Annotated in this window: 22 protein-coding genes; 11 read left to right on the forward strand and 11 right to left on the reverse strand. The window is 72.6% G+C overall.

What is annotated here, in order from left to right; translation table 11 throughout:
• Positions 1-11 precede the first annotated feature (11 nt).
• From OG574_RS14195 to rsgA, 3 genes are all read right to left on the reverse strand, one after another.
• Positions 12-503, reverse strand: a complete 492-nt coding sequence (locus OG574_RS14195) for a methylated-DNA--[protein]-cysteine S-methyltransferase (RefSeq protein ID WP_326773530.1) — start codon at positions 501-503, stop codon at positions 12-14.
• Positions 500-1,900 carry a DNA-3-methyladenine glycosylase 2 family protein gene (locus tag OG574_RS14200; protein ID WP_326778478.1) on the reverse strand — a complete coding sequence of 467 codons (1,401 nt, stop codon included), beginning with the start codon at positions 1,898-1,900 and terminating at the stop codon, positions 500-502. Before OG574_RS14200 ends, OG574_RS14195 begins: the two co-directional genes overlap by 4 nt.
• 122 nt (positions 1,901-2,022) lie before the next feature.
• Positions 2,023-3,132, reverse strand: coding sequence for a ribosome small subunit-dependent GTPase A (gene rsgA, locus OG574_RS14205; protein ID WP_326773531.1), 1,110 nt, complete (start codon positions 3,130-3,132; stop codon positions 2,023-2,025).
• 422 nt (positions 3,133-3,554) lie between these two features.
• On the opposite strand from rsgA, the gene OG574_RS14210 reads away from it, so the two are divergent.
• The 3 genes from OG574_RS14210 to OG574_RS14220 all read left to right on the forward strand — a co-directional run bounded on the left by OG574_RS14210 (position 3,555) and on the right by OG574_RS14220 (position 5,808).
• The gene (locus OG574_RS14210) at positions 3,555-4,832 is read left to right on the forward strand and encodes a DUF1906 domain-containing protein (RefSeq protein ID WP_326773532.1); all 1,278 of its coding nucleotides are present in this window, start codon (positions 3,555-3,557) and stop codon (positions 4,830-4,832) included.
• A gap of 89 nt (positions 4,833-4,921) precedes the next feature.
• Positions 4,922-5,344, forward strand: a complete 423-nt coding sequence (locus tag OG574_RS14215) for a hypothetical protein (RefSeq protein WP_398374591.1) — start codon at positions 4,922-4,924, stop codon at positions 5,342-5,344.
• Positions 5,341-5,808: a peroxiredoxin gene (locus tag OG574_RS14220; RefSeq protein ID WP_326773533.1), complete on the forward strand. Its 468-nt coding sequence runs from the start codon at positions 5,341-5,343 to the stop codon at positions 5,806-5,808. Before OG574_RS14215 ends, OG574_RS14220 begins: the two co-directional genes overlap by 4 nt.
• A gap of 52 nt (positions 5,809-5,860) precedes the next feature.
• On the opposite strand, the gene OG574_RS14225 is transcribed toward OG574_RS14220, so the two are convergent.
• A complete protein-coding gene (locus OG574_RS14225) occupies positions 5,861-7,180 on the reverse strand; it encodes a radical SAM protein (protein WP_326773534.1) in 1,320 nt (439 codons plus the stop codon).
• A gap of 61 nt (positions 7,181-7,241) precedes the next feature.
• Complete coding sequence (locus OG574_RS14230) at positions 7,242-7,934, reverse strand: pyridoxamine 5'-phosphate oxidase family protein (RefSeq protein ID WP_326773535.1); 693 nt, start codon at positions 7,932-7,934, stop codon at positions 7,242-7,244.
• A 132-nt stretch (positions 7,935-8,066) separates the two neighbouring features.
• Here OG574_RS14230 and OG574_RS14235 point away from each other — a divergent pair, with 132 nt between their 5' ends.
• From OG574_RS14235 to OG574_RS14250, 4 genes are all read left to right on the forward strand, one after another.
• On the forward strand, positions 8,067-9,293 hold the full coding sequence (locus tag OG574_RS14235; RefSeq protein ID WP_326773536.1) for an ROK family transcriptional regulator: 1,227 nt from the start codon (positions 8,067-8,069) through the stop codon (positions 9,291-9,293).
• A gap of 15 nt (positions 9,294-9,308) precedes the next feature.
• Entirely contained in the window at positions 9,309-12,203 is a 2,895-nt protein-coding gene (locus OG574_RS14240; RefSeq protein ID WP_326773537.1) for a glycoside hydrolase family 2 TIM barrel-domain containing protein, read from the forward strand.
• 127 nt (positions 12,204-12,330) lie between these two features.
• Positions 12,331-13,245, forward strand: a complete 915-nt coding sequence (gene mmuM, locus OG574_RS14245; RefSeq protein ID WP_326773538.1) for a homocysteine S-methyltransferase — start codon at positions 12,331-12,333, stop codon at positions 13,243-13,245.
• Between the two features lie 96 nt (positions 13,246-13,341).
• Positions 13,342-13,752, forward strand: coding sequence for a VOC family protein (locus OG574_RS14250; protein ID WP_326773539.1), 411 nt, complete (start codon positions 13,342-13,344; stop codon positions 13,750-13,752).
• On the opposite strand, the gene OG574_RS14255 is transcribed toward OG574_RS14250, so the two are convergent.
• Positions 13,749-14,933 (reverse strand): M20 family metallopeptidase, encoded by a 1,185-nt coding sequence (locus OG574_RS14255; RefSeq protein ID WP_326773540.1) that lies wholly within the window; start codon positions 14,931-14,933, stop codon positions 13,749-13,751. The two genes, OG574_RS14250 and OG574_RS14255, sit on opposite strands and share 4 nt — an antisense overlap.
• Complete coding sequence (locus OG574_RS14260; RefSeq protein WP_326773541.1) at positions 14,930-16,381, reverse strand: MFS transporter; 1,452 nt, start codon at positions 16,379-16,381, stop codon at positions 14,930-14,932. Before OG574_RS14260 ends, OG574_RS14255 begins: the two co-directional genes overlap by 4 nt.
• 112 nt (positions 16,382-16,493) lie before the next feature.
• Here OG574_RS14260 and OG574_RS14265 point away from each other — a divergent pair, with 112 nt between their 5' ends.
• Positions 16,494-17,510, forward strand: a complete 1,017-nt coding sequence (locus tag OG574_RS14265; protein WP_326773542.1) for an Lrp/AsnC family transcriptional regulator — start codon at positions 16,494-16,496, stop codon at positions 17,508-17,510.
• A gap of 14 nt (positions 17,511-17,524) precedes the next feature.
• On the opposite strand, the gene OG574_RS14270 is transcribed toward OG574_RS14265, so the two are convergent.
• A complete protein-coding gene (locus tag OG574_RS14270) occupies positions 17,525-18,217 on the reverse strand; it encodes a helix-turn-helix transcriptional regulator (protein WP_326778480.1) in 693 nt (230 codons plus the stop codon).
• 51 nt (positions 18,218-18,268) lie between these two features.
• Positions 18,269-19,444, reverse strand: coding sequence for a YihY/virulence factor BrkB family protein (locus OG574_RS14275; protein WP_326773543.1), 1,176 nt, complete (start codon positions 19,442-19,444; stop codon positions 18,269-18,271).
• Between the two features lie 18 nt (positions 19,445-19,462).
• Here OG574_RS14275 and OG574_RS14280 point away from each other — a divergent pair, with 18 nt between their 5' ends.
• Together OG574_RS14280 and OG574_RS14285 are read left to right on the forward strand one after the other, a co-directional pair.
• A complete protein-coding gene (locus OG574_RS14280) occupies positions 19,463-21,109 on the forward strand; it encodes an acyl-CoA dehydrogenase family protein (protein WP_326773544.1) in 1,647 nt (548 codons plus the stop codon).
• Positions 21,110-21,438: 329 nt separating this feature from the next.
• Positions 21,439-22,713 (forward strand): helix-turn-helix domain-containing protein, encoded by a 1,275-nt coding sequence (locus OG574_RS14285; protein WP_326778481.1) that lies wholly within the window; start codon positions 21,439-21,441, stop codon positions 22,711-22,713.
• A gap of 54 nt (positions 22,714-22,767) precedes the next feature.
• Here the strand turns inward: OG574_RS14285 and OG574_RS14290 are convergent, their stop codons facing one another.
• Positions 22,768-23,652: an SIS domain-containing protein gene (locus OG574_RS14290; RefSeq protein ID WP_326773545.1), complete on the reverse strand. Its 885-nt coding sequence runs from the start codon at positions 23,650-23,652 to the stop codon at positions 22,768-22,770.
• Positions 23,653-23,864: 212 nt separating this feature from the next.
• On the opposite strand from OG574_RS14290, the gene OG574_RS14295 reads away from it, so the two are divergent.
• Complete coding sequence (locus tag OG574_RS14295) at positions 23,865-24,992, forward strand: ricin-type beta-trefoil lectin domain protein (RefSeq protein ID WP_326773546.1); 1,128 nt, start codon at positions 23,865-23,867, stop codon at positions 24,990-24,992.
• A gap of 47 nt (positions 24,993-25,039) precedes the next feature.
• On the opposite strand, the gene OG574_RS14300 is transcribed toward OG574_RS14295, so the two are convergent.
• Positions 25,040-25,825, reverse strand: coding sequence for a DeoR/GlpR family DNA-binding transcription regulator (locus OG574_RS14300; protein ID WP_100591358.1), 786 nt, complete (start codon positions 25,823-25,825; stop codon positions 25,040-25,042).
• Positions 25,826-25,926: the final 101 nt, after the last annotated feature.

Genomic DNA, 25,926 nt, shown 5'->3' on the forward strand with positions numbered 1-25,926 from the left:
GGCCTCGACGACTAATCGTCCTGGAGGACTCCCTCCAGGGCCAGCAGCTGCTGCTTGCACTCCAGGCCGCCCGCGTACCCGGTGAGGGAGCCGTCCGCGCCGATCACGCGGTGGCAGGGGCGGACGATGAGGAGCGGGTTGGCCCCGATCGCGCCGCCGATGGCGCGGACCGCGGCGCGTGACGCGCCGATGCTCGCGGCGACGGCGCCGTACGTGGTGGTCGCGCCGTACGGCACGGCGTCGAGTGCCGCCCACACCTTCTCGCGGAACTCGGTCCCGTCCGTGCTGAACTCCAGGTGGAATTCCTTGAGTTCACCCCTGAAGTAGGCGGCGAGCTGCTTCTCGGCGTCGGCGAAGCGCTCCGGTGCGCGCCGCCACCCGGGCTGCACCGTGCGTCCTGCCTTCTGCCCGGGCACGGACAGAGAGGTGAGGGCACCCGACTCGTCGCCGGTGAGCAGGAGTTCACCGATGGGGCTGTCGAGCACGGTGTAGTACACGGTCATGACTGCTGCTCCAACTGTCGCTGTGTCCAGAGGTGTTGCTGTGCGTACGTGCGCCAGGGGCGCCAGGTGTCCGGTACGGGTTCCTGCCCCGGCTCTTCGGGGAGGGCCACGTCGGGGTCGGCCAGGGATCGCATGCGGATGAGGGCGGCGGTGCGGGCGTCGACGCCGGGCAGGGCGCGCAGGGCGGCCTCGGCGTCGTCGCGGTCGGCGCCCGGATCCAGGCGCAGGGCTCCGTCGGCGAGGGCCGTGGCGAGCGCGCCGACGGGTCCCGGCTCCCCGGCGAGGTCGTCGGGCGAGGGGAAGACATGGGTGAGGGTGCCGCAGGGCGCGTCGACGGCCTTCGCGTACCGCTCGACGAGCCGCGCCGCCTCCTCCCGCCCCGCGAGGACCCTTACGGCCAGCTCGTCGGGGTCGGCGGCGCCCGGCGCGCGCAGGCCGGGCCGCGCGGCGACGAGTGGCGCGAGGCGCGGGTCGGCGCCGAGGCGCTCGTCGATCGCGTACGGGTCGCTGTCCAGGTCGAACAGGCGCCGCAGGCGTCCCACGGCCGTCGTCAGATCGCGCAGGTCGGTGAGGTGGATGCGGGCGTCGAGCCAGCCGCCGTGGTGCGCGGCGCGGCTCGCGGGCGTGGACCTGGTGCGCTCGTCGACGGAGACGACGCCGGTGCCGTAGGGCAGGCGCAGGGTGCGCCGGTAGGTGCGGGCGCCCGGCGTTCCGGTCATCTCCTCGACGCCGTCGAGGGCCTCGCGGGCGAGGGTGTCGAAGAGGGGGCGGGCCTGGTAGGGGCCGCGGTGGGCGAGGCGCAGGGGGATGCCGGCCGCCGTGGCGGTGGCGCGGGTGGCGGGGGCCTCGGCGCGCAGCTCCGTGGGCGTACGGGCGTAGACCGCACGGATGGTGTCGTTGAACTGGCGCACGCTCGCGAAGCCCGCGGCGAACGCGATCTCCGTGATCGGCAGGCCGGTCGTCTGGAGCAGGACGCGCGCGGTGTGCGCGCGCTGGGCGCGGGCCAGGGCGACAGGTCCGGCGCCCACCTCGGTGGTGAGCTGGCGCTGCACCTGGCGGGCGCTGTACCCGAGGCGCACGGCGAGCCCGGCGACGCCCTCGCGGTCGACGACGCCGTCGCCGATCATGCGCATGGCGCGGCCCACCACGTCGGCGCGTACGTTCCAGTCGGCCGAGCCCGGCACGGCGTCGGGGCGGCAGCGCCGGCAGGCGCGGAAACCGGAGCCCTGCGCCGCCGCTGCGGTGGCGTAGTAGCGGACGTTCTTCCGCCTGGGGGTGACCGCGGGGCAGCTGGGGCGGCAGTAGATGCCGGTCGTCTCGACGGCGAAGAAGAACTCCCCGTCGAAGCGCGCGTCACGGCTGCGCACCGCTTCGTACCGCGTGTCCTCATCGATCATCACGCCCTCCAGTGTGCGCCTGCGCGGCGCCGGGGGCTGGCGGGATTCGGACATGGCACTGCCCGGGGAGTGCCGCGACCCCCGCGCCCCGTACGGGACAGCGGGGGCCGCGCGAGGCCGCCTCAGCCGAGGCGCCCCCGCTTCGCCTCCATCGCGGCGCGGCCCTCGGCGCCGCGCGCCTTCCAGACGCGCCGCATCTCGTCCCGCAGGCGGGCGTCGGTCCGGGCGGCGAGCCGCTGGTTCTCGCGCAGCAGCTTGCGGTAGCTGTCGAGGCGCCGCGGGGGCAGCGTCCCGTCGTCGAGCGCGGCCAGTACGGCGCATCCCGGCTCGGCGTCGTGGGCGCAGTCGTGGAACCTGCACCCCTCGGCCAGGGCCTCGATCTCCGAGAAGACCTGCCCGACGCCGGCCTCCGCGTCGAAGAGCCCGACGCCACGCAGCCCGGGGGTGTCGATCAGGACGCCGCCGGTCGGCAGGACCAGCAGGTTCCGGGTGGTCGTGGTGTGCCGGCCCTTGCCGTCGACGTCGCGTACGGCGTTCACGTGCATGACGTCGGCGCCGAGCAGGACATTGGCCAGCGTCGACTTGCCCGCTCCGGACTGGCCGAGCAGCACGGACGTCCCGTCGAGGAGCGCGCCGAGCACGTCGATGCCGTGGCCCTCCTCCGCGCTGACCGCGAGGACGTCCACGCCTGGCGCTGCCGTCTCCACGTCGGAGACGAGGTGCGCGACGGTCGCGGCGTCCGGTACGAGGTCGGCCTTGGTGAGGACGACGACGGGCTGGGCGCCGGACTCCCACGCCAGGGCGAGGAACCGCTCGATACGGCCGAGGTCGAGCTCCGCGGCGAGCGATACGGCGATCACCGCGTGGTCGACGTTGGCCGCGAGGATCTGGCCCTCCGACCGCTTCGACGAGGTCGACCGCACGAAGGACGTGCGGCGCGGCAGCAGCGACCGCACGTACCGCGGGTCGCGTTCTTCAGGGTCGACGGCGACCCAGTCGCCCGTGCACACGACCTTCATCGGGTCGCGCGGGACGACGAATTCGGTGTCGGCGCGCACCACACCCTCGGCGGTGACGACGTCACACAGACCGCGATCGACACGTACGACACGGCCCGGCAGCAGGCCCTGCTCGGCGAACCGGGCGAACTCGGCCTCCCAGCCGCCGTCCCAGCCGTACACAGCCAGGGCCGATTCCGAGGGAGAAGAGCTCGGGAGAGAAGAGGAAGACAAGGGGTGACCCTTCACAAAGGCGGCCCCGGCTGGTCACGCACAGCGGCGCGAACAAAGAAGGTAGGTCAGCCGGTGACCACAGAGGTGGACTCGATGAACTTCTGGATGCGGGCAGCGCCCGTCACAACGACAGCCATCGGTCAACACCTCCTGGAATACGCCTCTGCATACGGTGGCCATGGACCACCGCTGGAACGGTTCGGAGACTAACTCAGGCAAGAGGCGCGGCGCCAGGCATTTATCGGCCTCGCGCCCGACCCCCGGACACCAGCCCACAGCCCTGAGTCGGATACCAGGTGAGTGAGACTACGGAGGGCGGATGACACCTCGTCACATCCCACGCGTCGTACAGCCTCCTCGCTGACCCGACGCGGTACACCTAGCGCTGCAGCCACCCTGATCCCCCCGAAGAGGAGACCGTCGTGCAGCTCCGTCCGATCATCCGGCGCAGGCGCGGCCCGGCCGCCACCGCGGCGGCACTGCTCGTCGCACTGGGGGCCTTGTCCGCAGCGCCCGTCGGGGCAGCTCCGGCGCAGGCGCAGGACGGCGCACAAGTGGTGACGTACCACGGCTACCAGGTGCGGGTCCCGGCCACATGGCAGGTCGTCGACCTCGACCGGCACCCAGACACCTGCGTACGTTTCGACCGGCCCACTGTCTATCTCGGCCGTCCCGGCAACGGGTCGACGTGCCCGGCGAGGCTGGTCGGACGCACAGAGGGCCTGGTCGTCGAACCGCTTGCCGGTCTTGACCCCCACCGTGTGACGCCCTCCACGGCACGCACCGCCGGTCATTCGGCCGTCGCTCCGGGCGCGGTCTCCACCAACGACGAGATCCAGGTCGCCGTCGAGAGCGCGGGCGTACTCGTCACCGCGTCGCACACCGATGCCAACGAGACCGCGGTACGCAAGGTCCTGGGGTCGGCGACCCTGACGGCGGGCGGCGATCCCGCTCCGCTGCCGACGGCCCGTGCGGCGCGGACCGCGGCCGCCGCGGGGGCGCAGCCCGGCGAATTCACCGGCCATGGCTTCGACGCCTGCACCGCGCCCTCCCAGAAGACGATGGACGCCTGGCGGGCCGACTCCCCGTACGGTGCCGTCGGCGTCTACATCAGCGGCCAGACACGAGCCTGCGCGCAGCCGAACCTCACCGCCTCCTGGGTGAGCAAGCAGACCGCGAAGGGGTGGCGGCTCATCCCGATCGAGGTCGGCAGGCAAGCCCCCTGCACGACCTTCTCCAACAGGATGTCCGCCGATCCGGCCACCGCACGCTCTCAGGGCGCCGCAGCCGCCGTCGGCTCGGTGTCCGCCGCCCGGGCACTCGGCATCCCGGCCGGGAGCGCCCTCTACAACGACATCGAGGGCTACGCCTCCACCGCCTCCTGCAAAGCGGCCGTCCTCTCCTACCTGTCCGGCTGGACCGAGGCGCTGCACGCCGGCGGCTATCTCTCCGGCTTCTACTCCGGCGCCTCTTCCGGCGTCCGCGACGCGGCGGCCGAGCACGACAACCCGGCGTACACACGCGTCGACCACATCTGGTTCGCCGCGTGGAACGGCACCGCCACCACCGACGCGGGCAGCTACGTCCCGGCTTCCGCCTGGCCGGGCAGTCGGCGCATCCACCAGTACGCCGGTGAGGTCCAGGAGACCTGGGGCGGCGCCAAGGTGAACATCGACCGCGACTATCTCGACGTCGGATAGGCCAGGGGCGACAGGGGCTCCGTCACACGGGCTTCCCCAGCGCGCTTACTCCCGAGTAATATCGCGCGCCAGTCATCCGAGGAGGTCCCGTGCCCCGCCCCGCTTCCGATTCCAGGCCCAGTTCCAGGGCCCGTTCGTCGTCCACCCGCAAGTCACTCGCCCTCGCCGGGCTGCTCGCCGGTGCCGGGGTGACGCACTTCGTCGCCCCGAAGTCATTCGACGCCACGGTGCCCCGCGTGCTGCCGGGCTCCGCGCGTGGGTGGACGTACGCGAGCGGCGCCGTCGAGCTCGCGCTCGCGGCCGGCATCGCGCTGCCGTGGACGCGCCGCAGGGCCGCTCAGGCCACTGCCGCGTTCTTCGTGGGCGTCTTCCCCGCCAATGTGCAGATGGCGGTCGACTGGCGCGACAAGCCCGCGCCGCTGCGGACCGCGGCCCTCGTGCGGCTGCCCCTTCAGGTGCCGCTCGTCCTGTGGGCGCGCGGCGTGGCCAAGGCCCAGGAGGCCGGATCATGAGCAAGCGCGTCGAAGCGGGCGACACCGTCGAGGACTTCACCCTGCCGGACGAGAGCGGAACCCCGACGCGGCTGTCGGAGCTGCTGAGCGAGGGGCCCGTCGTCCTGTTCTTCTACCCGGCGGCCATGACGCCCGGGTGCACGGCCGAGGCCTGTCACTTCCGGGATCTCGCGGCCGAGTTCGCGGCCGTCGGCGCACGGCCCGTGGGCGTCAGCGCCGATCCGGTCGAGCGCCAGGCGGAGTTCGCCGGGAAGCACACGCTCGGCTTTCCGCTGCTCTCGGACCCGGACGGCGAGGTCCGCGAGAGGTTCGGGGTCGCGCGCGGCTTCTCCATCGCGCCGACCAAGCGGGCCACGTTCGTGCTCGGCCAGGACCGCGTCGTCCTCGAAGTGGTCCGCAGCGAGTTCCGGATGAGCGCCCACGCCGACCGCGCGCTCGCGGTGCTGCGCGAGCGGGCGGCCTGAACACAGGTGGACCGGGCGGGTGTCGGGCCGGCACCGCGCCCGGATCCCGCGGCTAGCCGGCCGGGGCCGGCTCCGGCGCGAGGCTGTCCATGAACGAGCTGACGGAGAACACGGCGCGGCCGGCGCCCGCGGGGCCGTAGCCGGGGGGCGAGGAGAGGCCGTACTCCTCCATCGTGGAGCGGTAGGCCTCCAGGAGCCTGATGTGGTACTCCAGCGGCGCGCCCTGCGGGTTGGCCTTGCCGAGCGGGGTCGTCGGCTCGGGGCACCACGTGGTGAAGCGGGGCGTGATGCCGTGCGACATGAAGAAGCGCAGGCCCTCGGTGGTGGAGGCGATGGCCTCGTCGACGGTGGCGAAGCCGGAGGGCTCGGCCATCTCGACGCCGGCCACGAAGTTCGGGATCACATTGCGCGCACCGAAGACGTCCGCCGAGTCGAGGATGCGCTTGTGCCACTCGTCGCGGCCGACGTAGCGCTCCTTGCCGGGGCAGTACAGCTCGAACAGACGGCGGTCCCACACCTCGTAGTTGGGGTGGTAGATCTGCACGCCGTAGTCCTTGAAGCGCTGCACGTCGTCCTTGGGCAGCGCCTGGGCGACGACCTTGCCGATCCAGCGGCCGGGGAAGTGCTCCTCGATGGCCTTGGCGTACAGGCCGTAGAAGTCGGCCTCGTCGCGGCCCTGGAGCTTGGAGGTGATCGCGCCGCCGGTGAGCGTGTAGGCCGTGGACGCCTTCGTGGTGTCGTACTTGTCGATGATCTCGAGGGCTTCGAGGACCTCGTCGACGTCCTTGACACCGGTGTACGGGCGGCCGGCCGCCTTGTGCTGGCGCCAGTTGTGGTTGATGTCGCAGTACTGGCACTCCTCCTTGGCGCCGAAGTACTGGCAGACGCGGAAGACCGTCAGGTAGATCAGGTAGCCCCACTGGATGGTGGGGGCCACCTCCATGACGGACTTCCCGTTGGAGAGCTTGTGCCGGTAGTACTCCGGCATCGGCGGGACGCCGACGTCCGAGATCCGCTTCCCGTCGAGGTAGAGCCCGAGCATCCCGTCCTCGTCGGCCGCGACCCGGTAGGGCGACGCGGGGTTCACACGGACCGAGACGACCGTGCGCCGCAGGTCGTACGGGCCGCCGGTGAGGATGATCTCCTCCGGCGGGCGGCGCAGCGCGGCCTCGCCGAGCTCGGGGAGCGTGCCGTGGTCGAAGGAGAAGATGAAGTACGACTTCGGCTTGACGTCACCGGACTCGTTGTCGCTGAGCGCGGACTTGTCGAACGCCACGCCGCCGCGCAGCAGGTCCTCCTTGAACACCGCTTCCCGCGGCACGTGCGGGAAGCGCTCCATCAGGTCCTCGACCAGCGCCGTGCGGCTCTGCATCCCGTTCTCCTCGCTCCCAGAACCAGTGCTCGAGAACTCACGGTATGCCCCCGCTTGCCGGTCAGCCCTGCCGGGTCCCCGCGCGCGCCACGATGTGGGCCGGGGCGGTGATGCCGGTCGGCAGCAGCGGATCGGCGGTGGGCGCGCCCCAGCGGGAGGTCAACGGCAGGGTGCCGGCCCACAGGCCGAGGGCCGCGTCGGGCCCGTCGCCGTCGTCCGGGGCGCCCGTACGAATCTTGACGGAGGCCTCGTCGAGGGACAGGACCAGGAGGGTGGTGGCGGCCAGCTCCTTGCGGCTCGGCTGCCTGGCGTACGTCCACTGGCCCGGGGTCGCGTGCTCGGTGAGGCGGCGCAGGCCCGCCAGTTTCTCGTCGGGGTCGGTGACCGTGTGCGGTACGCCGTGGATCATCGCGCTGCGGTAGTTCACGCCGTGCTCGAAGACGGAGCGGGCGAGGACCAGGCCGTCGACGTGGGTGACGGTCACGCATATCGGCCCGTCGGGTTCGGCGGCCAGGCTGCGGCTCGCCACCGATCCGTGCAGGTAGAGCCGGGTGTCGTCGCGGCCGTAGACCGTGGGGACGACAACGGGGCGGCCGTCGACGAGGACGCCGAGGTGGCAGACGAACCCCGCGTCGAGGATCGCCTCGAGGTCGGAGCGTTCGAGACTGGCCTGCTCGCGGAGCCTGCTGTGGCGGGTGCGGTCGGTCTGCGGGAGCGTGCGCGACAGCGTTGTCGCGATGTCGGACTGGGTCATGCGGTCGGACGGTACTCCGTGGTGATCACCCCCTCGCGGGCGGGGACTTCTGGCAACCCCTTTTCAAACCCCTTGTAGAAAGGACGCGGGCGGCCGTAGCGTCGAAGGGGGCCCAGGAGTGGAGGGGACACGGTGAAGCGCACATCCCGCGACATCAGGACGGCGAACCGGTACGCGGTGCTGCGCCACCTCATCGCCAAGTCCCCCGCTTCCCGGGGCGAGCTGACGGCGGGGACCGGGCTCAGCCAGGCGACGGTCGCCACGCTCGTGGGTGAGCTCACCGCGCTCGGCCTGCTCGTCGAGGTCGGCTTCGAGGAGTCCGCGGGCGGGCGTCCGCGCTCGCTGGTAGCGGTGGACGCGGCGGGCGGCGCCCTCATCGGCGTCGACGTGGCCGAGACGTACGTGCACGCGGAGCTCTTCGATCTCGCCCTGGGCGTCATGGCGCGCGCGGAGGAGGAGCTGCGGCCCGGCGAGTCCGCCCCGGAGCAGGTCGTCGGCCGGATCGCCGCGGCGGTCGGGGCCGTGGTCGCCGCCGCGGGCCCGCGCCGCCCGCCCCGCGTGCTCGGCGTGGGCGTCACGATGCCGGGGCAGGTCGACCGCGAGCGCGGTGTCGCCGTGCGCGCCGCGAACTGGGGCTGGCGCGACGTGCCCCTGACCGCACTGCTCGCAGAGCGCTTCCCCTACCCGGTCCACCTCGACAACCCGCTGCGGGCGGCCACGCTCGCGGAGCTGTGGTTCGGCGCCGCGCGGGGCCGCGACGACGCCGTGGTCATCAACCTCGGTACGGGCGTCGGCGCGGGCCTCGCGCTCGGCGGCTCCCTGCACCGCGGTGTCACGAACAGCGCCGGCGAGTGGGGTCACACCACACTCGTCCTGAACGGGCGGCCGTGCCGTTGCGGCGACAGCGGGTGCGTGGAGGCGTACGTGGGCGCGCCCGCCATCATGCGGACGCTGCGCGAACTCGCCCCGGACAGCGCCCTGTTGACGGACGACGACCAGACCGCGACGATCGGCGCGCTCGGCCGCGCGGCCGCCGGTGGCGATCCGGTGGCGCTGCGGGTCGTCCGGGAGACCGCCCGCCATCTCGGCGCCGCCGTCGCGGACCTGGTGAACCTGCTCAACCCCGAAGTGATCGTGCTCAGCAGCTGGGTGGCGGCCGCGCTCGGTACGCCCCTGCTGACCGAAGTACGCGAGGCCGTCGCGCGGCACGCCCTGGGCAGCCCGTTCGCGGCCACCGAGATCGTCCTGTCCCCGATACCGACCGACCCCGTGAGCCTGGGCGCGGCGACCTTCGCGCTGGAAGGCGTGCTGTCGTCGCCGGGCCTGACCGGCACCACCCTCACCCCGCACACGACCTGACCGTCAAGGAGAACGATGTCCCTCCCCGAGGTGTCCCTCCCTGAGGAATCCGCACTCCCCTACTACGAGCAGGTGTCCCCCGGGACCGGCGGTGTCGCGCCGCGCTCCTGGTATGCCGCATCGGACGCCAAGTCCCTCTCTCTCAACGGTCCGTGGCGCTTCCGCCTCGCGGCGACGGCCGACGGCCACGACGCGTCCTTCGCCCGCCCCGGCCACGACGCGTCCGCCTGGGCGGAGCTGACGGTGCCGGGGCACTGGGTGCTCCAGGGCGACGGGGCCTACGGGTCACCTGCGTACACGAACACTCTCTACCCGTTCCCCGTCGACCCGCCGCGCGTCCCCACCGAGAACCCGACCGGCGACCATCTGCGCGTCTTCGACCTGCCGGACGACTGGCCCGCGTCGGGAGCGACCGTGCTGCGCTTCGAGGGGGTCGAGTCGTGTGCGCGGGTCTGGCTGAACGGCGAGGAGCTGGGCGAGTTCAAGGGCTCGCGGCTGCCGCACGAGTTCGCCGTCGAGGGGCTGCTGCGCGCGGAGGGCAACGTCCTGGCCGTACGCGTCCACCAGTGGTCGTCCGGCTCCTATCTGGAGGACCAGGACCAGTGGTGGATGCCCGGCATCTTCCGTGAGGTCACACTGCTGCACCGGCCCGACGGCGCGGACGCCGACTTCTTCGTGCACACCGCGTACGACCACCGCACCGGAGAGGGCACGCTGCGGGTCGAGGCAGGCGCGGGAGGCCGCGTGACCGTGCCCGAACTCGGCGTCGACGTCGGGGCCGGGGAGCCGGTGACGCTGCCGGTGGAGCCGTGGACGGCCGAGACGCCGCGCCTGTACGCGGGTGAACTGGCCACGCCGGGCGGGGAGATCATCCCCTTCCGCGCCGGATTCCGTACGGTCGTCGTGGAGGACGGCCTCCTCAAGGTCAACGGGAAGCGGATCCTCTTCCGCGGCGTCAACCGGCACGAGTTCCACCCGGAGCACGGCCGCACCGTGGACGAGGAGACGATGCGCCACGACGTCCTCCTCATGAAGCGGCACAACATCAACGCCGTGCGGACCTCGCACTACCCGCCCCACCCCGCCTTCCTCGACCTGTGCGACGAGCTCGGCCTGTGGGTGATCGACGAGTGCGACCTGGAGACGCACGGCTTCACCCACGAGCGGTGGAACGGCAATCCGGTCGCCGACGAGCGCTGGACCCCGGCGCTCCTCGACCGGGCCGCCCGCATGGTGGAACGCGACAAGAACCACGCGTCGGTGGTCATCTGGTCCCTCGGCAACGAGTGCGGCACGGGCGCGGGCCTGACCGCGATGGCCGGCTGGATCCGCGACCGCGACCCGTCCCGCCCGCTGCACTACGAGGGCGACGCGTCGTGCGCCGACACCGACGTCTACTCGCGGATGTACGCGGACCACGCCGAGGTCGAACGCATCGGACGTGACGAGGACGAGGGACCAGAGGCGCGCCGCGAACTCCCCTTCATCCTGTGCGAGTACGCGCACGCGATGGGCAACGGTCCCGGCGGGCTCTCCGAGTACCAGCGCCTCTTCGAGACGTACGACCGGCTCCAGGGCGGGTTCGTCTGGGAATGGATCGACCACGGCCTCGCGGACGAGCGGTACGGGTACGCGTACGGCGGTGACTTCGGCGAGGAGCTGCACGACGGCAACTTCGTCTGCGACGGCCTCCTCTTCCCCGACCGCACGCCCTCGCCCGGGCTCGTCGAGTACAAGAAGGTGATCGAGCCGGTCCTGATCGAGGGCGACGGTACGGCCGGCACGGTCCGCGTCACGAACCGCCACGACTTCGCGGACCTCGCCGCGCTGGCCTTCACCTGGTCGTACGAGGTGGACGGCGTACCGGTGGAGTCGGGCCCGCTCTCCGTGCCGACGCTCGCGCCCGGCGAGAGCGCGGACGTCAAGCTGCCCGCCCCGCCGGACGCGGCGCGGGGTGCGGAGACGCAGTGGTCGGTACGGGCAGCGCTGGCCGACGACACCGCGTGGGCGGACCGGGGTCATGTGGTGGCATGGGGTCAACTCCCCGTATCGGGGCGGCAGTCGGTCGTTACCGCGAGCGGGGTGTCGCCTGTGCGGGACGCGGACGTCGTCACGCTCGGCCCGGCCGCCTTCGACGCACGTACGGGCGAGCTGCGGAGTGTCGGACAGGTGCCGGTCACCGGGGTGCGCCTCGATGTGTGGCGGGCGCCGACCGACAACGACAACGGCGCCGACTGGCAGGAGGACCGGCGGTTCGGCCCCCTGTGGCGCGCGGCCGGGCTGCACCGCATGCGGCACCGCCTGGACCAACTGACTCTGGAATCAGGCGGGTTGACGGTGCGGACCCGGGTGGCGCCCGCGGCCGGGCAGTTCGCGCTCGCCACGGAGTACCGCTGGACGGCGGACGACGCGGGCCGCCTGACCCTCACGGTCTCGGTGACCCCCGAGGGGGACTGGATGGTGCCGCTCCCCCGCCTGGGCGTCCGCCTCGGCCTCCCGTCGTCCGCGACGCACGCGCGCTGGTTCGGCGGCGGCCCCGGCGAGGCCTATCCGGACACGCGGGCCGCGTCGCGGCTCGGCCTGTGGGAGGCGACCGTCGACGAGCTCCAGACGCCGTACGTGCGGCCGCAGGAGAACGGTGCGCGGGCGGATGTCCGCCGGGTGGAGATCGGCGGCCTGCGGATCGACGGCGAGCCGGAGTTCTCGTTCACGGCCCGCCGCTGGACGGGCGAACACCTCGACGCCGCCGGGCACCGCACGGACCTGGTGGCCGGGAACACGGTGTGGGTGAACCTGGACCACGCCCAGCACGGCATCGGCTCCCAGTCCTGCGGCCCCGGCCCGCTCCCGCAGTACGTGCACGAGGTGGTCCCGGCCTCGTTCGCCTTCACGTTCTCGGCGGCAGGCTGAGCCATGGCGGACACCTGAAGGTCCGGCTCCGCGCTCGGTTCGATCACGTCTGGGCGTTCGGCTGAGCACGAGACCTGGCAAGAGGACTCACTCCCGCTCAGTCCCTAGGAACGGTTAGCGTCGTCGTATGACGTCACCCCCTCTTGCCGAAGCCCTCGCCTCGGGGCCGGTCGTCCTGGACGGCGGGCTCTCCAACCAGCTGGAGTCCGCCGGGTACGACCTGAGCGACGAGCTGTGGTCGGCGCGGCTGCTCGCCGAGCGGCCCGAGGCGATCGTGGCCGCGCACCTCGCGTACTACGAGGCGGGGGCCTCGGTGGCGATCACGTCGAGCTACCAGGCGACGTTCGAGGGGTTCGCGCGGCGCGGGGTCTCCCGCGAGCGGGCCGCCGAACTGCTCGCCCTGAGCGTCGAGTTGGCGCGCGAGGCGGCCCGGCGCGCGGAGGCGAAGGGGGTGCCGGGTCCGCTGTGGGTGGCCGCGTCGGCGGGCCCGTACGGGGCGATGCTGGCCGACGGTTCGGAGTACCGGGGCCGCTACGGCCTGACGGTGGCCGAGCTGGAGGCCTTCCACCGGCCCCGGCTCGAAGTCCTCGCCGCGGCCGGGCCCGACCTGCTCGCCCTGGAGACGGTGCCGGACACCGACGAGGCGCGGGCGCTGCTGCGGGCCGTGCGGGGTCTCGGCGTCCCGGCGTGGCTGTCGTACAGCGTCGCCGGTGACCGCACCCGCGCCGGGCAGCCCCTGGAGGAGGCGTTCGCGCTCGCCGCCGACGCGGACGAGATCGTCGCGGTGGGCGTCAACTGCTGCGCCCCCGAGGACGTCGAACCCGCGGTGGCGCTGGCCGCGCGCGTCACGGGGAAGCCGGTGGTGGCCTATCCGAACAGCGGCGAGTCCTGGGACGCGGGGGCGCGCGGCTGGCGGGGCGCGGCCACGTTCACCGCGGACCGCGTTGCCGGCTGGGAGCGGGCCGGGGCGCGGCTGCTCGGGGGCTGCTGCCGCGTGGGCCCTGACCGGATCGCGGCGCTCGCGGCGGCCGTACGTCGCTGAGCGGCGCGGGCCGGTGACCGGGCGCGGGTGCGGCGCGACGCGGCAGTGTCCGATTCCTTCAAGACCGGCTCCGGGGCAGGTGCCTACGGTGGGGCCATGACCGAGATCACCGCACGACTGGACGCCGTCGGCGTCGTCGTCTCCGACATGGCCGCCGCCGTCACGTTCTACCGCCGCCTCGGCCTCGCGTTCCCGGAAGGAGCCGAGGAGCAGCCGCACGCGGAGGCCGCCCTGCCCGGCGGGCTTCGCGTGCTGCTCGACACCGAGGAGACCGTGAAGTCGTTCCACCCGTCCTGGCGGGCGCCGGCCCGCGGCGCCTCCCGGCACGGGCTGGCCTTCCACTGCGGCGACGCGGCCGGGGTGGACGCCGTCTACGAGGAGCTGACGGCCGCCGGGTACGACGGCGAGCTCGAGCCGTGGGACGCGTTCTGGGGCCAGCGGTACGCCGTGGTGCTCGACCCGGACGGGAACGGCGTCGACCTGTTCGCACCGCTGGCCACCGCCTAGGAGGCGTGTGCCCGGCGCTTGCTCACCCCGTCGAGCAGCCGGGCGCGCTGTGCCTCGGACGTGGCGAGATCGACGCCGACGAGGGCGAGGGCCGTCGCTCCGTCGAGCACCGCGAGGTCGGCGCCCGGGGTCTTGCCGTGGGCTGTGAACTCGGGGGTGTGCTGCTTGGCGCCGCCCGTGTCGTAGCCGACCGTGGGGTGGATCGTGGGGATGCGCTGCGAGACGTTGCCCATGTCGGTCGACGCCATCGTCTCGCCGTGCAGCGAGGTGACGGTACGGCCCAGCTCGCCGGCGGCCCTCGCGTAGGACCGGGTCATCGCCTCGTCCTGGCGCAGATCCGCGAAGTCCCTTCCGTGCGCGCTCACTTCGAGCTCGGCGCCGGTGGCGAGCGCGCCCGCCTCGAAGCACGCCCTGACGCGCTGCCATGCCTCGGCGAGCTGCTCCACGGTGCGCGCCCTGACCTCGTAGCGGGCGGCGGTGCGGGCGGGGATGACGTTCACGGCCTGGCCGCCGTCGGTGATGATGCCGTGCACTACGACGCCGGGCGGCAGCTGCTGACGCAGGAGGCCGACCGCTGTCTGGGCGACGGTCATGGCGTCGAGCGCGTTGACGCCCTCCCAGGGGGCGAGCGCGGCGTGCGAGGGCCGGCCCCGATAGGCGAGGTCCCAGGCGCCGATGGCCAGCGAGGAGGCGCCCACGGTGTCGTCGGGGGCGGCGTGCACCATCATCGCGGCGGCGACGTCGTCGAAGATCCCGGCGTCCATCAGGAGCACCTTGCCGCCGATGTCCTCCTCGGCGGGCGTGCCGATCAGCTTCACCGTGACGCCGAGCTCGTCGGCGACGGCGGCGAGGCCGAGCGCGGCGCCGACGGACGCGGCGCCGTTCACGTTGTGCCCGCAGGCGTGGCCGATGCCGGGCAGGGCGTCGTACTCGGCGCAGAACGCGATGACGAGGTCGCCGGTGCCGTACGTGGCGAGCACCGCGGTGGGGAGGCCGCCGGCGCCGCGGGTGACGTCGAAGCCGGCGTCCTCCATGAGGTCGGCGATCCGGGCCGCCGCGCGGTGTTCCTCAAGGGCGGTCTCGGGGTCGTCGTGCAGGGCGTGGCTGAGCCCCACGACCTGCTCGCGCCAGTTCCGTACGGCGCCGGTCACGGTCTTGCGCGCGGTCGGGGTGTCGGTCATGCGAGGTCTCCGCTCGGGGCGAGGTGCGGTACGGGGGTGGCGGCGTCGGCGCGGGGGACGCGGTAGCGCAGGGCGAGGGCCGTGCCGACGACGGCGGCGCAGGCGCACGCGCCCCAGCCCCACAGGTAGCCGGACTCCGCGATGCGCGTGGTGCCGCGCACGGCGTGGGCGGTGAAGAAGCCGCCGATGACGGCGGCGCCGATGGCCGCGCCGAGGGAGAGGGCGAGTTCGTTGAGGCCGACGGCGAGCGCGGTCTCGTGCTCCTCGACGACCTCCGCCGACAGGGTCCGCGTGATCGACTCGAAGAGCCCGGTCGCCAGGCCCACGACGAGGGCGGATGTGACGTACTGGGCGAGGCTGTCGTGGAAGAGGGCCATGCCGACGAAGCCGAGCGCGACGAGGACGCCGCCCGTGGCGAGCACGGCGCGGTCGCCGATGCGCCGGGCGAGGCGCGGGGTCAGCGTGGATCCGGCGAATCCGGCCACGACCATGGCGAGCGAGATCGTGGCGATGGCCTGCGGGCCCATGTCCATGCCGTAGCCGTTCTCGGACCGCGAGGAGCCGAGGAAGAGCGCGTTGGCGCCGAGGAAGCCGATCGTGCCGAACGCGGCGCAGAACGTGTATCCGCTGACCACGGCGAGCCGCGGGTTGCTCAGCATGCGGACGCTGACCAGCGGGTTCTCGGACCGGCGCTCGACTGCCACCCAGGCCGCGAGGACGGCGACGGCGACGACGGCGAGCCCGATCGTGCGCGCCGAGCCCCAGCCCCACGTGCTGCCCTGCGCGAGGACGAGGACGAGCGCGACGAGGCCCGCGGTGAGCAGCGCCGCCGCGCCGTAGTGGAAGCGCCCGCCGCGCGGGATGTCGCTGTCCGGCAGTACGAGACCGGCGACGACGGCGAGCACGGCGACGGGGACCGCGGTCCACAGACCCGCCTCCGCGTGTCCCTCGCTGAGCGCGCCGGCCACGAGACCGCCGACGCCGATCGAGATGAGCAGGACGCCCACGAGGAGGGAGATGCCGGTGCGGTTCTGCTCGGGGGCGCGGGAGCGGAGGATGCCCACGAGGAGCGGGAAGAAGCCGACGAGGGCGCCCTGGAGGGTGACGCCGACGGCAAGGGTCGCTGCGGACGGCCACGCGGCGATCAGGAGCGAGCCGCCCGCCACCATCGCGAGCGCCACCCGCAGCAGCCTGCGGTGTCCGTACAGGTCACCGAGCCGGGACAGCAGCGGCGTCAGCACGGCGCAGGCGAGCTGGAAGAGCAGGTAGATGTTGTTCTGCCCGACGGTGCCGATGTGCAGGCTCCGGCCGACCTCGGGGAGGAGCGGGGTCAGATAGCCCTGGACGATGCCGCTGAACAGGACGACGACGGCCATCGTCGCGACCATGGCCGGGCCGGAGCTGACCGCTCTCGGCCCGCGTCCCGTTCCCGATATGTGTGTGGACACAGCTTCACCTCTGGGTCTTCTGGTGGCCGGAACCGAATGTGGTCGCTACTGTGCGGGCCGAGGCACGGGCGGCCCCGAATATTCATGGATTCGTACGTACGGAGTGCTTGTGATGCGAGAAACGGTCACCGCCAGCGAGCTCGACCTCGCTCTGGTGAACGCCCTCCAGCTGCGGCCCCGGGCGTCCTGGTCGGAGCTCTCCCCGCTGCTCGGCGTGACGGCGGGCACGCTGGCGCGGCGGTGGGACCGGCTGACGCGGGCGGGGCTCGCCTGGGTGTACGCGGCGCCGGGCCGTGAGTTCACCCGCAACCGCTGCACGGCGTTCGTGCTGCTGCGCTGCCGGCCTCAGGAGCGGTCGCGGCTGCTGGCGGAGCTGAGCGTGCTCCCGGAGGCGGTGACGATCGAGGTGACGGCCCCCGGCAGCTCCGACCTGCTGCTCGACGTGCTCGCCCCCGACCTGCCCTCGCTCAGCCGCTTCCTCACACAGGACCTGGACCGGCTGCCGGGCGTCGAGTCGGTCAGCGCGCTGTTCGCCACCTCGCTGTACGTGGAGGGCAGCCGCTGGCGGCTGCGCTCCCTCGACCCCTCGCAGCTCACGGCGCTCGGCAGTCAGGCTGCGGCGCAGCATCCGGTGCGCGGGCTCGAACTCGACCCCGTGGACCGGGCCCTGCTCGGCGAACTCGTCCGTGACGGGCGCCTCGGCCTCGCCGAACTCGCCGAGCGCACCGACACCAGCCCGCCCACCGTGCGCCGCAGGCTGCGCCGTCTCACGGACTCGGCGGTCCTGACGTTCCGCTGCGACATAGCCTCCGCGCTCGCGGGCCATCCGGTCCCGGTGTCGCTCCTCGGCCGGGTCCCCGCGCGGGACATCGGCACCGTCCACCGCACGCTCGCCGCGCTGCCGGAGTGCCGGCTGGTCGCGGCCGTCACGGGTCCCGCGAACATCTTCGCCACGCTGTGGGTGCACGACCTGGGTGACATCCAGCGCCGCGAGACCGCGCTGTGCGCCCGGCTGCCCACGCTCACTGTGACGGACCGCATCGTCGGTCTGCACACGGTCAAGCGCATGGGCCATCTGCTCGACGAGGAAGGGCGCCGGGTCGGCGTCCAGCCCATCTCCCCCTGGTAGTCGCGGCGGCTTCGTCAGACGAGGCGGGTCGGCGGAACACCCGCCAACTCCCTTACGTCGCGTGCCAGATGGGCCTGGTCGGCGTATCCCGCCCGCGCGGCCGTCTCGGCGAGCGGCACTCCCCCGCGGGCCAGCGCGAGGGCGCGTTGCAGGCGCAGGACGCGGGCCAGGGTCTTGGGTCCGTAACCGAACGCGGCGAGGGAGCGCCGGTGCAGGCTGCGGGCGCCGAGCCCGGCGCTGTCGGCGGTCTCGGCGACGGTGCGGCCCGCGCCGAGCGACGCCACGATGTGCGCGAGGACGGGGTCGGGCGGCGCGGCTCCCCGTTCCAGGGCCACGGTTTCGAGGGCGGCGGCCGGGTCCTGTGCCGCGTCGACGCGTTCGGTGAGGCGCCGTACCTGGTCCGACGGCCACAGGTCGTCGAGATCGACGCGCCGGTCGCGCAGTTCCTGGGCCGGGACGCCGAGGACGGCGGGCGCGGTGCCGGGAAAGAAGCGGATGCCCGCGAACCGGGTGGCGCCGCTGATGCCGGGCCGGTACACGTGCGTGTCGGGTCCGGCGACGAAGAGGCGTCCCTCGGTCCACAGCAGGTCCATGCAGCCGTCGGGCAGGACGTCCGGTTCGGGGCTTCGGTCGTCGCCGTCCGGGGTGACGGTACGGGTCCACAGGACCGCGCCCGCCACGCTCGGCGCCGCCCGCTCCCGGTACACGTCAGCCACGTCTTCGAGGCTACGCCGCGTGTGCGGGGTGGCGTCGGCCGGTCAGTTGTGATCGTGGTGGTCGTGGTCGCGCGGGTTGGGGTCCTGCGGATGGTCGCCGTTCTTGCGCACGTGCGTGCGCAGGCGGGACGACACGTCGTCCGGGGGCAGGAACTTCGACCAGCGCTCGGGGAACTCGGACGGCATGTCCGGGTCGTCCGCATCGTCGGTGCCTCTGTGCCCCTCGCGGGCGGCGGAGCGGGCGATGTACTCCGCGGCCTGCGCGGTCCGCCACCGCTCGTTGGCGGCGCGGGCGACCGAGGTCGCGACGGACGGCCAGACCCGGTCGATGGCCGCGTTCACCGCGGCGCCGACGAGCACCGCGAACGCCGATACTCCGATCCACAGGAGCACGGCGACGGGCGCGGCGAGGGACCCGTAGATGGTGGGGCCCTCGATGGTGCTGGTGATGTAGAGACGGAGCAGGAAGCTGCCCGGCACCCACATCGCGAGGGCCACGAGCGCGCCGGGTACGTCCTCGATCCACGGCGAGCGCACGGGCACGGACACGTGGTAGAGCGTCGTCAGGAACACCACGGACAGGAGGAGGACGACGGGCCAGTACAGGACCTGGACCACGGTCTCCGACCACGGGACGAGGGCGATCACGGCGTCCGGGCCCGCGATCATCAGCGGCAGCGCGACCGAGCCGACGATCAGCGCGCCGAGGAACAGCAGGAAGGCGAGCAGCCGGGTCTTGACGATGCCGCGCACCCCGTCGAGCCCGTACATGACCGTCACCGTGTCGACGAACGTGGACACCGCGCGCGAGCCCGACCACAGCGAGAACAGGAAGCCGATGGAGATGACGTCCGGGCGGCCCTTCATCGCGTCGTCGAGCATCGGCCGGGCGATCTCCTTCACGCCCTGGTCGCTCAGGACGGTGCGCGACGCCTCCAGGATGTTGTCGCGGACGCCCGCGATCGTGTGGGCGCCGGTCCAGGTGTCGACGTAGGCGAGCAGCCCGATCAGGGAGAGAAGCAGCGGCGGCACGGACAGGAGGGTGAAGAACGCGGCCTCGGCCGCGAGCCCGAGGATGCGGTACTCCATGCACGAGTTGACGGTGTCCTTGAGCAGCAGCCAGGCGGTCCTGCGCTTCGAGACGTTGCGATAGAGGGCGCGGGCCCGGTGGAGTCGGCCTCTGTGTGGCCGATCTGGTGTTTCTTTTGCCTGGTGCACGTCCTTACCGTATCTGTCATGGCAGCCACCACCCACGCAGTGACCAACCAGGCTCCGCCCCTGGTGGGATATGACGTTTTTGCCGCGGACAGGGCCCTCGCCGAGGGGGTCGAACGGCATCTGGAGCCCTCGCTCACGTCCGAGGTCCGCGAGGAACTCGGCGGCCTCGGCCGCGCCGCCGGTTCGGCCCAGGCGCAGGAGTGGGGCGTGCTCGCGAACGAGAATCCGCCGCGGCTGCACACCCACGACCGCTACGGGCACCGCGTCGACGAGGTCGAGTTCCATCCGGCCTGGCACCGGCTCATGGGCAAGGGCGTCTCGGCCGGGCTGACGTCGGCCTGGTCCCGGCCCGGCGGCCATCTGCGGCGCGCGGCCGCGTTCCTGGTGTGGAGCCAGGTCGAGGCGGGCCACACGTGCCCGCTGTCGATGACGCACGCGGCGGTGCCCGCGCTGCGCGCCGATCCGGCGCTGGCCGCCGAGTGGGAGCCCCGGCTGACGTCGACGGTGTACGACGCGGGGCTGCGGCCAGCCGCAGTGAAGGCGGGCGCCGTGTTCGGGATGGGCATGACGGAGAAGCAGGGCGGCAGCGACGTCCGCGCGAACACGACGCGGGCGACGGCGCTCGCCGAGGACGGCACGTACGAGCTGACCGGGCACAAGTGGTTCTGTTCGGCGCCCATGTCGGACGGGTTCCTCGTCCTGGCGCAAGCGCCCGAGGGACTCACGTGCTTCCTGCTGCCGCGCGTCCTGGAGGACGGCACGCGCAACCCGTTCGCGATCCAGCGGCTCAAGGACAAGCTGGGCAACCGGTCGAACGCGTCGGCCGAGGTCGAGTTCGACGGGACGTGGGCCCGCCGGGTCGGGGACGAGGGGCGCGGGGTGCGCACCATCATCGAGATGGTCGCCGCCACGCGCCTGGACTGTGTGCTCGGTTCGGCCGCGATCATGCGGCAGGCCGTCGCGCAGGCGATCCACCACTGCACGTACCGCGAGGCGTTCGGCGGCCGGCTCGTCGACAAGCCGCTGATGCGCAACGTACTGGCCGACCTGGCGCTGGAGTCGGAGGCCGCGACGACGCTGGCGCTGCGGCTCGCGGCGGCCCAGGACGCCGTCCAGGACACCGGGTCGGAGCAGGAGCGGGCGTTCCTGCGGATCGCGGTGCCGGCCGCCAAGTACTGGGTGACGAAGCGCTGTACGCCCGTGGCGGCGGAGGCCCTGGAGTGCCTGGGCGGGAACGGCTATGTGGAGGAGTCCGGCATGCCGCGGCTGCTGCGCGAGTCGCCGCTCAACTCGATCTGGGAGGGGTCGGGCAATGTGCAGGCCCTCGACGTGCTGCGGGCGTTGCAGCGCGAGCCGCAGGCACTCAACGCGTTCCTCCAGGAGGTCGGCAGGGCGCGCGGCGCCGATCACCGCCTCGACCGCGCCATCAAGGACCTGCTGACCGAACTCGCCGACCTGGACGGCATCGAGGCACGGGCGCGCCGGGTCGTGGAGCGGATCGCTCTCGTGCTGCAGGGTTCGCTACTGGTGCGTCACGCGCCGCCGGAGGTCGCGGACGCGTTCTGCGCCTCGCGGCTCGGCGGGGACTGGGGTTCGGCGTTCGGCACGCTGCCGCACAGTCTGGACCTGCGCTCGGTCGTCGAGCGGGCGCGCCCCGTGAGTTGAACGACCGGGCGGAGGGTACGCGGTGACGATCGAAGTCACCGGTCTTGACGACTGAGGTCACGGGGGTGATGCTGCGCCGACACGGCATCACCCCCGCCCTCAGGCCCCGTTGAGGAGCTCCTGCGCCGCCGGAGCGGCACGGCTTCAGCTTCGACCGACGTACGGCCGTTCGCCAGAGTTGCAGAGGGTTGCAACCGTCCCGCCCCCCTTTCGGCCCCACGAAGGCCGGAGAAGCGGCACGATGGGCACATGTCCGCACGCACTGGTCTGTTCCAGGAGGACCTGTGACGCAGAAGAACTCGACCGTCGATCTGGGCCGGCTGTCCACGATGGACTTCTCGCAGGCCGCACGGCTCCTGAAGGGCGTCCGCGCCGCGACCCTGTCGGGGCAGCGGCCGCAGATCCTGCCGCGCCCGGTGATCGGCGAGTCCTGGAACCGCATGCTGCGCAGCGGCGTCGACCCCGACCGTGACGTGCGGTCGGGCCTGCTGAACCTCGAGGAGATCGAGGAGCGCCGCCAGGCGTCCGGGCTCATGGAGATACTGCCGGTGCTGCGCGAGGCGCTGGTCACCGTCGCGGACGCGGCGCAGCACATCATGGTCGTGTCCGACGCGGACGGGCGCATCCTGTGGCGCGAGGGCTGCGCGGCGGTGCTGCACAAGGCCGACCGGCTCGGCTTCGAACTGGGCGCGGACTGGGCCGAGGAGACGGTCGGTACGAACGGGGTGGGCACGCCGCTCGTGACGCGGCGCCCGGTGCAGGTGTTCTCCGCCGAGCACTTCGTGGTGTCGCAGCACGCGTGGACGTGCACGGGCGCGCCGATCACGGACCCGCGCGACGGGCAGCTGATGGGCGTCGTCGATGTGAGCGGCCCGATGGAGACGATGCACCCGGCGACACTCGCGCTCGTCGGGGCGGTGGCGCAGCTCGCGGAGGCGCGGCTGCGGGAGCGTCATGCGGCGGCCCTCGACCGCTTGCGGGCCGTCGCGGCGCCGGTCCTCGCGCGGATCGGCGGCCGGGCTGTCGCGGTGGACGTCCAGGGCTGGACGGCGGCGGTGACCGGGATGCAGCCGGTGGACCGGATCGCGCTGCCCAAGTCGCTGTCCGAACTCTCCGAACTGTCGGAAGGGCGGGCCTGGGTTCCGACCCTGGGGATGTGTGCGGTGGCGCCGCTGCCCGGCGGCTGGCTGCTGCGGCCCGACGGCCCGGGAGGGGCGGCCGAACCGCTCGGCGGCACCCGCGTCGTGCTGGACGTGAGCACGCCACGGCGCTGGTCGGTCACGGTGACGGACGGCACGCGGTCCTGGTCGCACGAGCTGAGCCCGCGCCACGCCGAACTCCTCTATCTGCTCGCCCTGCACCGCGGCGGGCGCAGCGCGTCGGGCCTCGCACAGGACATGTTCGGCGACCCGACGCGCACGGTGACGGTCCGCGCCGAGATGTCGCGGATACGGCGCTATCTCGGCAGCCTGCTCGGGCACCGCCCGTACCGCTTCCATGAGGAGGCGGAGCTGGAGGTGGTGCTCCCGCAGAGCCCGGCGGACCTGCTGCCGCACTCGGTGGCGCCCGGGGTGCTGAGATCGCGCTCAACACCGCCGCACTGACACCCCCCACACAACAGCCTTGCTCTCAGCCGCAGTTGACCGGCACGCGGGTCCTCAGACCCGGGCGAGGATCACCGAGCGCGTGAGGTGGCGGGGCCGGTCCGGGTCACGGCCGCCGGCCACCGCGACCGCCACCGCGAGGCGCTGCGTCCGTACCAGTTCGGCCAGCGGGTCGAGGCCGCCGGCCACCCACATTCCGCCGGTGGCGTGCACCTCGTCGGCGAGACCGGCGGGCGCGTCGCCGAGCATCCAGGTGACCGTGCCGCGGGTCGAGACGCTGATCGGGCCGTGCCGGTACTCCAGGGCCGGATAGGCGCCCGCCCAAGGGAGTTGACTCTCGCGCATCTTGTGGGCAGCCTCGCCCGCGAGCCCCACGGTCCAGCCCCGGCCGAGGAACGTGAACTGCGTGCAGCCGACGAGCCACGGGGGCAGCGGCTCGGCGAGCGCGTCGTGTGCGTCGTCCACGACCTCCTGCGAGTGCAGCCCGAAGTGGGCGCGGAGCAGGGTGAGGGCCGAAGTCGGGAAGCGGGTCTGCACGACGGACTTCTCGTCGGCGAAGTCGAGGACGACCACGTCGTCGGCGGCCGACGCCACGGGGGTCGCGGCGTCCGTGGTGATCACGGTGGTCCTGACCCGTTTGCGCAGCCCGGCGAGGAGGCGGAGCACCTCGGTGGTGGCGCCCGAGCGGGTCAGGGCGACGACGCGGTCGTAGGGGCGTCCGGCCGGGAACTCCGAGGCGGCGTGGGCGTGGGTCTCGCCGTGGCCTGCTTCCTCGCGCAGCGCGGCAGCGGCCTGCGCCATGAAGAGCGAGGTGCCGCAGCCGACGATCGCGACGCGCTCGCCCGGCTCGGGCAGCAACGCCGCCCGGTCCAGGGCCAGTTCGGCCGCCCGGTCCCAGCACTCGGGCTGGCTGTACAGCTCGTTCTCGATATGGCTCATGGCGCACCCTCACATCCCAGCACATGCTTGGTTGTGCAAGTTATAGCGCGTTTTCAAGCATTTGAGATCAGCCGGACCCGTCAAAGTCCGCCGAGAGTCCATGTGCGCGCTCCAGAAGTCCATGCCCTTGCCCACCCACCGCGGCCACTCTCTTGTCGAGCACGAGCACATATCTGCAAGCACCTCCCTCCCCCACCGTTCAGGAGGAACCTGTGCGTCGCTTCAGATCGATCAGATCCGTCTGTGTGACCGCCGTCGTCGCGGTCGCCGCCACTCTGGGCCTGTCCGCGCCGGCCCAGGCGGCGGGGCAGACCCCCGGTACCTACACCAACTACGGCTTCCCGTCCGGCACGACGGCCCTCACCGAGGCAACGTGGGGCACGACGGTCGAGGCGGACCCGGGCCGCGGAAACGTCTACTGGGCCCACCAGTTCGACTTCACCAACAGCGTCGGCGGCTACATCGGCCAGCAGCGCTGGCGCACCGGCACCGGCATGTTCCTGTTCTCCCTGTGGGGCTCCACGGCGGCGAAGGCGGGCTCGGCCGGTACGTACTGCCAGACCTTCGACGAGTCAGGCACCGGGTACACGTGCCGCTACAACCAGGCGTTCGCGTCGGGGCACCACTACACGTACCGCATCTCCCCCGACACGACCGACGGCTGGTACAAGGCGACCATCTCCGATGTCACGGCCGGCACGTCCTTCGTCCTGGGCAGCCTCCAGGTCGGCTCGGGCGCCCGGATCAGTGCGGGCGGCATGGTCGACTGGGTCGAGTACTTCGACTGGAACAGCAACTCTGCGACCTGCGAGGACGAGCCCTACTCACGGGCCCGCTTCGACCTCCCCAAGGGCACGTCGACGGGCGGCTCCGCCGTCACCGCCTCCGTCAGCTCGACGTCCACGAGCAGCACCTGCACGCAGTACGCCAAGGTCACCCAGGTCTCCGGCGGCAGCGTGCACGACGACGCGACCGGAAACTCCGCCTCGGGCGACATCACGGGCAGCGGCGGCAAGTGCGTCGACATCACGGGCGGCAGCAGCACCGACGCCACCCCGCTCGAACTGTGGACGTGCGGCGGCGGCAACAACCAGAACTGGGTCCTGTCTCACGACGGCACCGTGCGCGCGCTCTACAAGTGCATGACGGTGAGCGGGAGTTCGGTGCAGCTGTCCACGTGCAACGGATCGGCCGCGCAGCAGTGGCAGCGCTCCGGGGACACCCTCGTCAACCAGGGCAAGTGCCTGGACGCCGAGGGCGGCACGAGCGCGGACGGCACGAAACTGATCACCTACACGTGCTCGGGCGGCGCCAACCAGCGCTGGACGACGCCCAGTTGATGCACACGTGACCGGGCGTCGCCACGACACGCCCTACGGGCGCCCGATCACACGCAGATGACTTCGATGCCCTGCGCCGTGATCTCCTCGACGAGCGCCTCGGGGGCGTCCTTGTCCGTCACCAGGATCGACACCGCGTTGAGCGCGCACACCTGGGCGAACGCCCGGCGGCCCAGCTTCGAGGAGTCGGCCACCACGATGACCGTGCCCGCGCGTTCGGCGAGCGAGCGGTTCGCGCTGGCCTCCGACTCGTCGTGGGTGGCCGCGCCGAAGTGCGGGTGGACCGCGTCCACACCGAGGATCGTGTAGTCGAGGGCGAGGCTCTGCAGGACGGACGTGACGAGCGGGCCGACCAGTTCGTACGAGCTCGGCCGGGCCACGCCGCCGGTGACGACGATCTTCACATGGGGGCGGATCGCCAGCTCGTTGGCAATGTTGATGGCGTTGGTGACGACGGTGAGCGCGACGCCGCCGGACGTGCCACCCGGGTCGGTGCGGACGGCCAGTTCCCTGGCCACCTCGGAGGTCGTGGTGCCGCCGTTGATGCCGACGACGGAGCCCGAGGGGACGAGTTCGGCGACCGCCTTCGCGATCCGCTGCTTCTCGTCCGCCTTGCGGGCCGTCTTGTAGCGCAGCGGCAGGTCGTAGGCGACGGAGCTCACCACGGCCCCGCCGCGGGTGCGGGTCAGCAGGGACTGCCGGGCCAGTTCGTCCATGTCGCGCCGGACCGTGGCGGAGGAGCAGCCGAGCAGTTCGGCGGCCTCGGTGACATCGAGATGGCCCTGATTGCCCAGTATTTCCAGCAGTTGGGTCCATCGGGCATGTGCGCCCACTTGTTCCTCCTCGCGACGCGCGTAGCGTAACCCGCGCCGTTCTCCGCATCCAGACGTGATCATCCGCGCACCTACACGTGACCGTCTGTGTGCGCACGCAG

This window comes from Streptomyces sp. NBC_01445 (assembly GCF_035918235.1).
In the GTDB taxonomy this organism is placed as follows: Bacteria; Actinomycetota; Actinomycetes; order Streptomycetales; family Streptomycetaceae; genus Streptomyces.

Bases quoted from the DNA above. Each gene is read 5' to 3' on its own strand.
- OG574_RS14200 (WP_326778478.1), bottom strand. From the start codon at position 1,900: ATGATCGATGAGGACACGCGGTACGAAGCGGTGCGCAGCCGTGACGCG.
- OG574_RS14255 (WP_326773540.1), bottom strand. From the start codon at position 14,933: ATGACCGACACCCCGACCGCGCGCAAGACCGTGACCGGCGCCGTACGG.
- OG574_RS14195 (WP_326773530.1), bottom strand. From the start codon at position 503: ATGACCGTGTACTACACCGTGCTCGACAGCCCCATCGGTGAACTCCTG.
- OG574_RS14225 (WP_326773534.1), bottom strand. From the start codon at position 7,180: ATGCAGAGCCGCACGGCGCTGGTCGAGGACCTGATGGAGCGCTTCCCG.
- OG574_RS14230 (WP_326773535.1), bottom strand. From the start codon at position 7,934: ATGACCCAGTCCGACATCGCGACAACGCTGTCGCGCACGCTCCCGCAG.
- mmuM (WP_326773538.1), top strand. From the start codon at position 12,331: ATGACGTCACCCCCTCTTGCCGAAGCCCTCGCCTCGGGGCCGGTCGTC.
- OG574_RS14285 (WP_326778481.1), top strand. From the start codon at position 21,439: ATGGACTTCTCGCAGGCCGCACGGCTCCTGAAGGGCGTCCGCGCCGCG.
- OG574_RS14250 (WP_326773539.1), top strand. From the start codon at position 13,342: ATGACCGAGATCACCGCACGACTGGACGCCGTCGGCGTCGTCGTCTCC.
- OG574_RS14265 (WP_326773542.1), top strand. From the start codon at position 16,494: ATGCGAGAAACGGTCACCGCCAGCGAGCTCGACCTCGCTCTGGTGAAC.
- OG574_RS14240 (WP_326773537.1), top strand. From the start codon at position 9,309: ATGTCCCTCCCCGAGGTGTCCCTCCCTGAGGAATCCGCACTCCCCTAC.
- OG574_RS14280 (WP_326773544.1), top strand. From the start codon at position 19,463: ATGGCAGCCACCACCCACGCAGTGACCAACCAGGCTCCGCCCCTGGTG.
- OG574_RS14220 (WP_326773533.1), top strand. From the start codon at position 5,341: ATGAGCAAGCGCGTCGAAGCGGGCGACACCGTCGAGGACTTCACCCTG.
- OG574_RS14290 (WP_326773545.1), bottom strand. From the start codon at position 23,652: ATGAGCCATATCGAGAACGAGCTGTACAGCCAGCCCGAGTGCTGGGAC.